Genomic DNA, 12,679 nt, shown 5'->3' with positions numbered 1-12,679 from the left:
TAATTTTCAGCATATATCCGAATACTACTTTCGTAAAAATTAATCTAAATTTTTATGAAAAAAATACTACTTTCTATTTTAACATGTTTATCTACGGTAGTTGCCTTTGCGCAATTATCTCCGGGAGACATGTCTTTTGTTGGTTTTAATGCCGACGCTGACGATGATTTTGCGATAGTTACTTTTGTAGACATCCCTGCAAATACACTAATTTTCTTCTGTGATTCTGAATGGAATGGAAGTAATTTTGGTACCGATGAAAATGATTTTTATTGGGATTCAGGAAATGCTGTAATTCCTGCCGGAACTGTAATTACATTTACTGAGTTAACAGGCTCAAATACGGCTTCTAGTTATGGTACCATTAATGGTTCTCCTGGAGGAATTTCTGGTTCTTCTGAGGCTATTTTTGCATACCATGCTACCGTGGCACAACCACGTGTACCAACCGGATTTATTTGTGCGGTTGCAAACTCTTCTGCCGGATATGGAGATTTAAGTAATACTGGTTTAACAGAAGGTACTAACGCCTTAACCTTAACTAGTGGTACTGATATTGCAGAATACAACGGTCCAAGAACTGGTTTAGATGTTAGTGGTTACCAATTAGCTATTAACAACCTTATCAATATGGATATGCAAGATGATAGCGGAGACCAAAGCAACGATGGTACAACGCCAGATCTTCCTTTTAACACTACTGCTTTTGTGATTTCTTCTACAGACACTACAACTCCGCAAGTTGCCAGTGTAATGGTTACTAGCCAAACAACGATTACGGTTTCTTTTTCTGAAGATGTTACAACTGCTACTGCTGAGACTATAGCCAACTACGCTATTAATAATAGTGTTACCGTTACAGGAGTTACCTATGATGCTGGTACTTATACTGCTACTATTACTCATAGTGGATTAACTAGCGGAACTGCTTACACACTTACTGTAAGTAACGTAGAAGATGCTGTTCCTAACGTAATGACCACCTATACTAGTGATGATTTATTTTATAATACCACAACTACAGGTCTTATTATTACCGAGATTATGTACAATGCACCTTCTGACGATTCTGATGCATTAGAGTTTCTTGAAATCTACAACAACTCTGGTAGTACTATTGCTTTAGGAGGTATTATGGTTAAAGACGAGTCTAACTTTGTGTTTACCTTCCCTCAAATGGATTTAGCCGCAGACGCTATTGTTTTATTAGCTACAGACAAAGCTACTGCCGATGCTTTTTACGGTGTTACATTTTTAGACATGCCACAAGGTATTTCTAATGCACTTGGTAATGGTGGTGAAGTATTAGAAATTTTAAACTCTGATAGTACTATAATTTTCACTGTTGAGTATTCTGACGATTCTCCATGGCCTACTACTGCAGATGGTGATGGTCCTTCTTTAGAATTATTAAATCCTGCAGGTACTATAAATGATGGTACTAACTGGTCTCCAGCTACTAATTTAGTTGGGCAATCTTTAGGAGAAGATGTATTCGCTTCTCCTGGATCGTTTACGGCAGTTACAAACGTAGTTCCACAAATTGCATTTGACGAATTAACATACCCGATTAATGAAGATGGTGGAACAGCACAATTAACTATTGCGCTTTCTAGTACTGCTTCTTCAGATGTTACTGTTAACGTAAGCTTTTTAGGGGGTTCTGATTCTGCAGTTCCAGGAACAGATTATGCCTTTACAGATCAAATCGTAACAATTTTAGCTGGTAATACTACTGCTACTGTAGATGTTACTATTACAGATGATACAGATGTAGAAGCAGATGAGGCTATTATGTTTGGTTTAAGCAACCCGGTAAATGCTACTTTAGGAGATGATAAGTATGCTGGTGTTTATATTTTAGATAATGACACTTCTTTATATTACCCTACTACGCCTAGCTTAACTATTAACTATGCTACAAGTTATACGGTAGATGCAAACGGATCTGCTGAAATTTCTTCATACGACCCTACTACTCAACGTTTGTTTGTTATGAACTCTACACAAACTAAAGTAGAGATTTTAGATTTTTCTGACATCAATAACATTTCAACTATTAGCTCTATTGATCTTTCTTCATATGGTACCGATGGCGCTACAAGTTTAGCTGTACACAATGGTATTGTTGCTGCTGCTATTTCTAACGGTGCTACTGCTGACGGAGTGCTAGTATTTATGGATACAAACGGAGCTAACATTTCTACTGTAACCGTTGGTAATTTACCTGATAATGTATCTTTTACACCTGATGGCACAAAGGTACTTACTGCTAACGAAGGACAACCTAATGATGATTACACTATTGATCCAGAAGGTAGTATTTCTGTAATTGATGTAACCGGTGGTTTAGGAAACATTACACAAAGTGATGTTACCAACATCAACTTTAATAACTTCGATTCTATGCAGGCAGCTTTAACAACATCAGGGATTCGTATTTTTGGTCCTAACGCTTCGGTTTCTGAAGATTTAGAACCTGAATACATTGCATATTCTAGCGATAGCCAAACAGCTTATGTTACCTTACAAGAAAACAATGCTGCTGCAGTAGTTGACTTAACTACTAATAGTATTACGTATTTAGTACCCCTAGGATATAAAGATTATACTTTACCTGAAAATACCATGGACGTATCTAACGATACCGATTTTATTTATATGGGGAACTGGAACGTAAAAGGTATGTATATGCCAGACGCTATTGCAAGTTACGAAGTAAACGGAGTTACCTACCTTATTACAGCTAACGAAGGAGATTCGCGTGAATACAATGGTTATGAGGAAGAAACTCGTATTGGGGATAGTGATTATATGCTTGACCCTACTACTTTCCCTGAAGCTGAATTGTTAAAAATGGACACCAACTTAGGTAGATTAAAAACAACCCTTGCTAACGGAGATACCGATGGTGATGGTGATTATGATGAAATCTATGTATTTGGTGGTCGTTCGTTTAGTATTTGGAATGGTGATACAGGTACTATGGAGTTTGACTCTGGTGACGATTTTGAACGTTATACTGCTGATGACCCAACTTACGGTGTTTTATTTAATGCTAGTAATAGCAATAACAACTTCAAAAACCGTTCTGATGATAAAGGGCCAGAACCTGAAGGGGTTACTACTGCAGAGATTAACGGACAAATTTATGCGTTTATTACCTTAGAACGTGTAGGGGGCATTATGACATACAATGTAACCAATCCTGCTGCTCCTGAATTTGTTTCTTATAAAAACCATAGAGATCTTGGACCTGACGAAGGTGGTGATTTAGCCCCAGAAGGAATCGTTTATATTGCTGCACAAGACAGCCCTACTGGTACTGGTTTAATTGTTATTTCTAATGAAGTAAGTGCTACTGTAAGTGTATATACTATTGACAACGATACTTATAGTACAGATAACTTTACAAACAATAATTTCTTTATGTATCCTAACCCTTCTAACGGAAATGAAATACTTCATTTTACTCAAGAAGTTTCAGGAAGCATTTATGATATGACAGGTAGAATGGTACTAAGTTTTGAAAACAGCAAAACTGTAGAATTACCAAACCTTTCTACCGGAACATACATTGTAAAAATGACAAATGGAGAAAGTAAAAAATTAGCCATTAAATAAGGTTATTTACATCCTGTGATAGAGAATAAAACTATATCAGGTATCTAAATAAAAACTCCGGCTTATTTGCCGGAGTTTTTCTTTTTATGCCTTCTCCTAAAACTATTTTGAGATAAATTTCAAAATATCTTACTCTTGATTATCACATAAAAAAGCCGCCATTTACAATGTGTAATAAGTTAAAATTGCCTAACTAAAACCTCTTACAAAATGCATAATGACGGCACTCAACAATCATAAATAATAGTGGTAGCTATTGTTTCTTCTTCTTAGTTATCTCTATAATGACATCTCCCATATCTCCAATCTTTACAAACAACAGTAAAGCACCAACAAATATGAGAATAGAAAAGGTTAACACACCCCAAAAAAAAGTATCATCTTTAGTAACCGGCTTATGATCTCCGGGTACATCTAAATACACAATTTTGTGCCAAGCACTACTTTCTCCTTTATAGGGCTCATAATTTTCTACTATTTTAAGCTCTTTTTTTGCACCAACTTTAGTACTTTCCTCTTTAATAAAAGTCAATACATTTTTTATATCAGTAGCAGTTAAATCAGGATGATCAGGCATTACTACCTGATTGTTTTCTTTAAATAAACGTACAGCTTCTACATCTCCCAATTTAATAACTGTTTGCGAACTGTGTACAAAGTTTATAATCCACTCTTCTGTATGTCGCTCATCTACATTTTTTAATGCTGGTCCCACCATTTTTTTAGCTACACTGTGGCAAGCTGCACATCGAGTATTAAACGTTTTTTTACCTGCCACAGCATCATCCTGAGCGGATATAGAGTGAGTAGCTAAAATGAAAAGCGTAATAAAAATTAATTGTGTAAGGGATTTATATATTTTCATTAGTTTTTAATTTTTAAGCAATCGTTTTATGTCGTCTATTAAAAATGCAATATCCGTTTCACTGGTTCCGTCATAATACCCTCGTATGTGATTGTTCCTGTCAATTAATACTAGTTTTTCGCTATGTATAAAATCTTCAACCCCCCCATTACCGCTAGTCGCTACTATATACAATCCTTTTCTAGCAAAACGATATAACTCTTTTTTACCGCCGGTTACCAACTGCCATTGATGGGTATCTATCCCTCTTACCTCTGCATAATCTTTTAAAACATGTGGTTTGTCATAATCAGGATCAACGGTAAACGACACCAAGTGTACATCATCATTCTCCTCAAAGGCTTTTTGCACATCGTAAATACCCGACATCATTCTAGGACATATACTAGGACAACTTGTATAGAAATAATTAGCAACCCATATTTTTCCATTAGTAAAACTGTTAGAAACAGGCAAGCTATCCTGATTTATAAACGTAAAGTCAGGTACTTTATAATCGGTATCTTCCGAAACAATGGTATAATTCTCTCCAAAATAAGGTAGAGGTGCCATAAAACGTTTGTACCCAAAATAAATAGCAAATAATACTATTGGTAGTCCTATGGACAACCCTATAAACAACCCTGTTTTTTTAGTTAACTTTTTCATCTTCCACATTCATTATAGTTGTAGCTGCATTTTTTGTTGTAGCATCTTTCATTTCATTTACAGGGCTCGTAGCATCAAACTTATTTTCAACTGGCTTACTATACTTAAACACATTTATTAAAGAAGGTACATAAGTTATCATGGTAAGCATAATACTTACAGCAATCCAAGGCCTCATATTATGAAGAATCCCTATGCGTTTTTCTTCATGTAATTCTTCAGATTCTGGTAACACAATTTCAGAAGCTTCCGTTTGTTTGCTTAGTGCAGTGCTAAAGAAGGCTATAAAATAAAGTAATGCGGCCGTACCCATTAATATTCCACCAATCATTGTTACCGTTGTGGTAGGCACCCAATGCTTATTAAACATATCGCTTGACGGGTCTGTATAGGACAACCCTAAATTGGTACGTCTTGGCTCCCCCATCAATCCACCGGCCATTAATCCGTGAGATAATAAAGCTACCCCTACCATCCATACATAAGGTACAATAGTAACCACGCTCAACATTTTAATAGGCTTACCAGCCACTTTGCTGTACATATAAATACTCATTCCTAAAATGACTAATAGTACGGGTCCGGCAACTGTCATATGAAAATGCCCTGGTACCCAACCAGTATTGTGTACCATTTGGTTTAGTGAATACGAAGCATTCACAATACCTGATAACCCTCCAAAAATGAATAATAACAACCCACAGATAAAATATCCGAACAAATAATTTTTAGAAAGAAACCATGGCAACCTTCCCATCCATCCAAGCAAACCTCTAGCACCATTCTTTCGTCCGGCGTATTCTAAAGAAGCCCCTACTGTAAAGGCTGTCATAAAACTGGGTATAGAAACTCCAAAGGTTAACACCGTAACCCATAGTTTAGTGTCTTGCCCTAAAACAGGCTCACTAAACTGGTGGTGAACTCCTACCGGAGTAGATAAAATAAGGAATAATAAGAAAGCTAAACGCGCTGCATTACCCGAATACAATTTACCTCCACTCACTTTTGGTAATACAGTATAAAATGCTATATAAGCAGGTAATAACCAAAAATAAACCAACGGATGCCCAAACATCCAGAACAACATTCTAGTTAATGGCACATTTATATCAGAGATCCATCCGGCAGACCACGGCATTAAGATTACAAGTGACTCATATGCTACGGGTAAACTTGCTACAAACCACATGGTAAAGTTTACAAACGTACCTAAAACGGCAATCGGCATTTTCTTATCCGGGTTTTCTTGTCTCCATTCACGGTAAATGACAATCCAACCAAAAAAAGCCAACCAGCTCCCTACAATTAACAAAGAAGTCCCTAAATAAAAGAAAGGTGAATTTTTTAACGGTGCATAAAAGGTATATAAAGCCTGTGCTCTCCCCATAGCCATTAACACCACATCTAACAAGCTACCAAAGACCATTAAAATAATAGACCCAAGGTACGACCATTTTGGCGGTTGCTTTTTTAAGTAATGCCCCATGGTTACATGTCCAAATATCACGGCAAAAAAAGTAGTTAAAATAATGGCATTAATTACCCCGTGCATGGTTAATCCCTGATAATAATTGATTCCTCCAAAAGAATCTTCATGCAGCACCCCTGCTCTGTAGAGCGTTTGCATTACTCCGTTGTAAGCCCCTAAAATGAATAACACCATAGGCACAAACAACCCTATTAATATTGTATATTTAAATGTTTTATTACTTTCCATTTTATAATTTAATTTTAAAGAGCACTATTAGTTACCAATACCTTACCCATCATATTTTGGTGCCCTACACCACAATACTCATGACATACAATTCGGTATTCTCCGTACTCATCAAACTTCACTGTAGTTTTATTTACCGCACCCGGTACCGCCATAAGATTCACCCCTTTTCTTTCAATATTAAACCCATGCACCACATCGGCAGAGGTTAAATAAAAATCAACGGTACTCCCTGGTGGCACCACAATTTCTCCCGGATCATAATTCCACATACGTGCTGTTACATACACTTCATAATAATCGTCATCAACCTTGCGTACCTCTGCTTTTTGAAAAGAAGCATCATATGGTATACAAGTGGGTACGTCTATTTTTCTGCTAAAAACATTAAACAACAGGGCAAAGAAAAACACCCCAAGTATAGTACTGCTCAGTACTATAACCCGAATCTCATATTTATTCATACCTCCTTATTATAAATGACGTTCTATCTGAAGATTATAGACGCTGAACCATACCATGATGGCAAAAAAAACAAGAATCACAATAAAGGCAATTGTGCCATAGGGTTTAAAACTCGTATCGAGCTCATGTAGTTCATCTTCCTTACTTTTCTCCATATTCTCAGTTATTTGGTTTTATAGTAACACAAATGTACTGTTGATAAATACGGTGATTGTTTACCTTTTTAGGGGTATAATGTACCTTTTTACTTAATAATTGAGATTAAATGCTCCGAAACTTGTCTCGAAATAGAAATGTAATGCTTACTAAATGCTTCCTGAACTTGCCCTGAAGTAGTTTACTTATGAAGAAAGTTTAACTCTTTACGCTTCTGAAATTCGACAGGTGTTAATCCTTCATACTTTTTAAAGAATCTAGAAAAATATGAATTATCTTTAAAATCAAGCTGATAAGCAATCTCTGATATCGATAACTCTGAATTAATTAAGAGTCTTTTACTCTCTAACAACAGCCTGTTTCTAATAAGTGTACCTGCGGAGACACCTTTTATTTTCTGACAAAGTGCATTTAAATAATTAGGCGTTACACATAAAATCTCTGCATACTCTTTAGGTAGTCTCTTTTGAATGTAATGCTCCTCTATAAGACGCTCAAAATTTTTAAGTAGATAAAATTGTGGTTTAGAGTCATAGTGTTCATGTTCTTTTTGCGACATCTCTTTATCACAAATCATAAAAAGCTCTAGCAGATACGTTCGTAGTAAATCCCAACTAATATTAGTAGCAAGATGACTATATTCTTCATAAATTTTATCGAAAATTGCAGTTACCTTCTTAGCAACTGCCTTGGTCTTAAAGAGCGAATAGTTGGCATTTCCTATAAAAAAAAGAAAGTCTTTTATATAATCTCTTTTTGCCAAGAACGAACTAAAGAAGATCTCGTCAAAATTAATAATTATACCTTCGGTAGCTTTATCAAAATCCCACTTATGAATTTGCCCGGGAGACAAAAAGTACAAATCTCCTTTTGCTATAGGAAACGATTGAAAATCGATGACATGTTCTCCGCTCCCTTCTTTAATAAGTAACACTTGAAAAAAGGAATGGCGATGAGGTGAGGCAGATTTCTCTTGACGCTCTAAAAAATCATGCAAATCTAACACTACACAATCCTGCGGTAAATTTTCAGTATTCATTAAATTACAAATACTATAAATAGGTATTTCGCTGCTCATAACCACCTGAAAAATCTTTAGGTTAGCAAATTTACTAACTATCACCATATAATTCTGTAACAATCATTACAACCAATAGTAAACTATGATAAAAAACAGAGAACCTTTGTTACAACCCCAAAAAAGTTGAGTTAGAAGCTATTATTAACAGAATACCGTTAAAAAATAATAGCTTCTATATTCATAAAAAAGAGTATTTTTGCATTTTGGTAAAAACAACAACACAAACTGTTTTTTTATGATAGTTTTCTTCGGGAACCCTGCGCAAAAAATATTTGCTGTTCAAACGAACAAAGAATTTTCACAGATTGAAATTGATAAACTTACATGGTTATTTGGGAATCAACCAATGTTAAAGACAGCGTCTGTTGACGCTTTTTTTGTTGGGCCTCGTGCTGCTATGATTACTCCTTGGAGTACCAATGCAGTAGAGATTACTCAAAACATGGCCATTGAAGGAATTGTTAGAATTGAAGAATTTGAAGCAATTGCTGAAGATTTTAAAGACTACGACCCAATGCTTTCTCAAAAGTATAAGCAACTGGATCAGGATATTTACGATATTCATATCAATCCGGAAGACATTATTAAAATTGAAGATATTGCTGCTTATAATGAAGCCGAAGGACTAGCGCTTAGTGATGAAGAAATTGAATATCTTAATGAGTTAGCTACAAAACTAGGAAGAACTTTAACCGACTCTGAGGTGTATGGTTTTGCACAAATAAACTCCGAGCACTGCCGTCATAAAATATTCAACGGTACGTTTGTGATAGATGGAGAAGAAAAACCTACTTCATTATTCAAACTAATAAAAAAGACATCGGAATTAAATTCGAACAATATAGTATCTGCCTACAAAGACAATGTAGCCTTTGTAAAAGGACCAAAAGCAGTTCAGTTTGCTCCTAAAACAGCAGATAAACCAGACTTTTATGACGAAAAGGAATTTGATTCTGTTCTTTCATTAAAAGCTGAAACACATAACTTCCCTACTACTGTAGAGCCTTTTAACGGTGCTGCTACAGGATCGGGAGGTGAAATACGTGACCGCCTTGCAGGTGGACAAGGATCGTTACCATTAGCAGGTACAGCAGTTTACATGACATCATATTCTCGTTTAAACGAAAATCGTCCATGGGAAAATGCAATGCCAGCTCGTAAATGGTTATACCAAACACCTCTTGACATTTTAATTAAAGCCTCTAACGGGGCGTCTGATTTTGGAAACAAATTTGGACAGCCTTTAATTACCGGATCACTATTAACTTTTGAACACGAAGAAGATACCAGAAAATTAGGGTTTGACAAAGTTATTATGTTAGCCGGAGGTATTGGTTACGGAAAAGAAGATCAGGCCATTAAAAAAACACCTCAAGTAGAAGATGATATTGTAATTCTTGGTGGTGAAAACTATAGAATTGGAATGGGTGGTGCTGCTGTATCTTCTGCCGACACTGGAGAATTTAGCAGTGGTATTGAGTTAAACGCTGTTCAACGTTCGAACCCTGAAATGCAAAAACGTGCTGCTAATGCGGTACGTGGTATGGTAGAAAGCGATCATAACTCTATTGTTTCTATTCATGATCATGGTGCCGGTGGTCACTTAAACTGTTTATCTGAATTAGTTGAAGATACCGGAGGACACATTAACCTTGATAAATTACCTGTTGGAGATCCAACTCTTTCTGCTAAAGAAATCATAGGAAATGAGTCTCAGGAACGTATGGGATTGGTGATTGGTAAAAAAGATACTGAAACACTAAAACGTATTGCCGACAGAGAGCGCTCCCCTATGTATGTAGTAGGAGAAGTTACCGGAGACGATCGCTTTACTTTTGAATCTAAAGAAACCGGTATTAAACCCATGGATCTTGCTTTAGAAGATATGTTTGGCAGCTCTCCTAAAACCATCATGAACGATACCAAAGTAAATCGTACTTATAAAGAACTTAGTTATACTACCAACGAAATACCCACTTACTTAAACCAATTATTACGTATAGAGGCTGTTGCTTGTAAAGATTGGTTAACAAACAAAGTAGACCGTTGCGTAGGTGGACGTGTAGCTAAACAACAATGCGCCGGCCCATTACAATTACCTTTAAACAATGTTGGGGTAATGGCGTTAGACTTTAAAGGAAAAGAAGGTATTGCTACCTCTATAGGACATTCACCTGTATCGGCTATTATTGATCCGATTGCTGGTAGTAGAAATAGTATTGCTGAAGCATTGACCAACTTGGTTTGGGCGCCTGTTAAAGATAAAATGGCAGGAATTTCTTTAAGTGCTAACTGGATGTGGCCATGTAAAAATGAAGGTGAAGATGCTCGTTTATACGACGCTGTTGAAGCATGTTCAAGCTTTGCTATAGAACTAGGAATTAACATTCCTACCGGAAAAGATTCACTTTCCATGAAGCAAAAATATCCAGATCAGGAAGTAATTGCTCCGGGTACTGTGATTATTTCATCGGTTGGGAACTGTATTGATATTACCAAGGTTGTAGAACCTGTTCTTAAAAAAGATGGCGGAAACATTTACTACATTAACTTATCTGGTGATACTTTTAAATTAGGCGGTAGTTCATTTGCACAAGTTGTAAATGCAATTGGTACCGAAACACCAACTATAAAAGACGCTGCTAGTTTTAAAAACATATTTAATACTATTCAAGAATTAATTTTGGAAGGTAAAATAGCAGCCGGGCACGATGTAGCTTCAGGTGGTTTAATTACTACCCTGCTAGAAATGTGTTTTGCCAATGTAAATATGGGTGCTAACCTAGATCTAACTTCTTTAGGTGAAGCTGATACCGTAAAAGCATTCTTTAATGAAAACTCAGGAATTGTATTCCAGGCTTCGGAAGAAATAGAAGCAATTCTTACAACACAAAATATTGAATTCTTCAACATAGGAACTCCGACTGAAGGTACTACTATCTCCATTAAAAACGGAACTGACAATTTTGATTTCAACGTAAATGAATTAAGAGATACTTGGTTTGAGACTTCGTATTTATTTGACATGAAGCAAACAGCTAACAATACAGCTAATGCTCGTTTTAACAACTACAAGCATCAACCATTAACCTATACATTCCCTGAACATTTTACAGGAAAATTAACGGTTATAGACACAGGTGCACCGAAACCAAAAGCAGCTATTATACGTGAAAAAGGTAGTAACTCTGAACGTGAAATGGCTCATGCTATGTATTTAGCCGGTTTTGATGTAAAGGATGTTCATATGACGGATCTTATTACAGGAAGAGAAACCTTAGAAGACATTCAGTTTATTGGAGCTGTTGGTGGTTTTAGTAACTCAGATGTTTTAGGTTCTGCTAAAGGTTGGGCAGGAGCATTTATGTATAACGAAAAAGCAAAAACAGCTTTAGAAAATTTCTTTAAAAGAGAAGATACACTTTCGGTTGGTATCTGTAACGGTTGCCAGTTGTTTATGGAGTTAGAGTTAATTAACCCTGAGCATAAAGAACATGGTAAAATGATTCATAACGATAGCCACAAGCACGAAAGTAACTTTACTTCTGTTGCGGTTCAGGAAAACAACTCGGTTATGCTTTCTACCTTGGCAGGGACTACTTTGGGTGTATGGATTAGTCACGGTGAAGGTAAATTTAACTTACCTGAAGGTGAAAATCAATACAATATTGTTGCTAAATATGGCTATGAAGGCTATCCTGCAAATCCTAACGGATCTGATTACAACACTGCTATGATGTGTGACAAAACAGGCAGACACTTAGTAACTATGCCACACATTGAGCGTTCTATTTTCCAATGGAACTGGGCATACTACCCTGAAAGAAAAAATGAGGTTTCACCATGGTTAGAAGCATTTACAAATGCTAGAAAATGGTTAGAGAACAAATAATAAATACACAACACACTTCAAAAAAGCTGCTTATTTGGAATAAGCAGCTTTTTTTTTCATTTTTATTAAATTTTAAATTATATTTAACACCGTTATTTCCTGTCACTACTAAAATAACAACTTCCCCTAATTGATATATTGTTTTAATGAACCCCAAATTTCTATTATTAAAACCTACTGAAAGCTGCCAGTGCTTTTTACTTTTTAACCCATAATAGCGATGAAAACCAC

At 36.0% G+C, this 12,679-nt stretch carries 8 protein-coding genes; 2 read left to right on the top strand and 6 right to left on the bottom strand.

Annotated features, from left to right (window positions below; all coding sequences use genetic code 11):
• Window positions 1-54 precede the first annotated feature (54 nt).
• Window positions 55-3,624, top strand: coding sequence for a choice-of-anchor I family protein (locus NBRC110019_RS06625; protein ID WP_281753466.1), 3,570 nt, complete (start codon window positions 55-57; stop codon window positions 3,622-3,624).
• Between the two features lie 253 nt (window positions 3,625-3,877).
• On the opposite strand, the gene NBRC110019_RS06620 is transcribed toward NBRC110019_RS06625, so the two are convergent.
• From NBRC110019_RS06620 to NBRC110019_RS06600, 6 genes are all read right to left on the bottom strand, one after another.
• Window positions 3,878-4,489, bottom strand: coding sequence for a c-type cytochrome (locus tag NBRC110019_RS06620; RefSeq protein ID WP_281753464.1), 612 nt, complete (start codon window positions 4,487-4,489; stop codon window positions 3,878-3,880).
• A gap of 6 nt (window positions 4,490-4,495) precedes the next feature.
• Window positions 4,496-5,137, bottom strand: a complete 642-nt coding sequence (locus NBRC110019_RS06615) for an SCO family protein (protein WP_281753463.1) — start codon at window positions 5,135-5,137, stop codon at window positions 4,496-4,498.
• Window positions 5,121-6,854 (bottom strand): cbb3-type cytochrome c oxidase subunit I, encoded by a 1,734-nt coding sequence (locus tag NBRC110019_RS06610; protein ID WP_281753462.1) that lies wholly within the window; start codon window positions 6,852-6,854, stop codon window positions 5,121-5,123. Before NBRC110019_RS06610 ends, NBRC110019_RS06615 begins: the two co-directional genes overlap by 17 nt.
• A 14-nt stretch (window positions 6,855-6,868) precedes the next feature.
• A complete protein-coding gene (locus NBRC110019_RS06605; RefSeq protein WP_281753461.1) occupies window positions 6,869-7,318 on the bottom strand; it encodes a cytochrome c oxidase subunit II in 450 nt (149 codons plus the stop codon).
• A gap of 9 nt (window positions 7,319-7,327) precedes the next feature.
• Window positions 7,328-7,474 (bottom strand): cytochrome c oxidase subunit 2A, encoded by a 147-nt coding sequence (locus NBRC110019_RS16885; protein ID WP_373876994.1) that lies wholly within the window; start codon window positions 7,472-7,474, stop codon window positions 7,328-7,330.
• A gap of 182 nt (window positions 7,475-7,656) precedes the next feature.
• A complete protein-coding gene (locus NBRC110019_RS06600) occupies window positions 7,657-8,553 on the bottom strand; it encodes a helix-turn-helix domain-containing protein (RefSeq protein ID WP_281753460.1) in 897 nt (298 codons plus the stop codon).
• 238 nt (window positions 8,554-8,791) lie between these two features.
• Between NBRC110019_RS06600 and purL the strand changes: the two genes are divergently transcribed.
• Window positions 8,792-12,448 (top strand): phosphoribosylformylglycinamidine synthase, encoded by a 3,657-nt coding sequence (gene purL, locus NBRC110019_RS06595; RefSeq protein ID WP_281753459.1) that lies wholly within the window; start codon window positions 8,792-8,794, stop codon window positions 12,446-12,448.
• The last annotated feature ends 231 nt before the right edge of the window (window positions 12,449-12,679 follow it).

The organism is Neptunitalea chrysea (assembly GCF_027924145.1).
Classification (GTDB): domain Bacteria; phylum Bacteroidota; class Bacteroidia; order Flavobacteriales; family Flavobacteriaceae; genus Neptunitalea; species Neptunitalea chrysea.
This window is presented reverse-complemented; position numbering and strand designations above follow the sequence as displayed.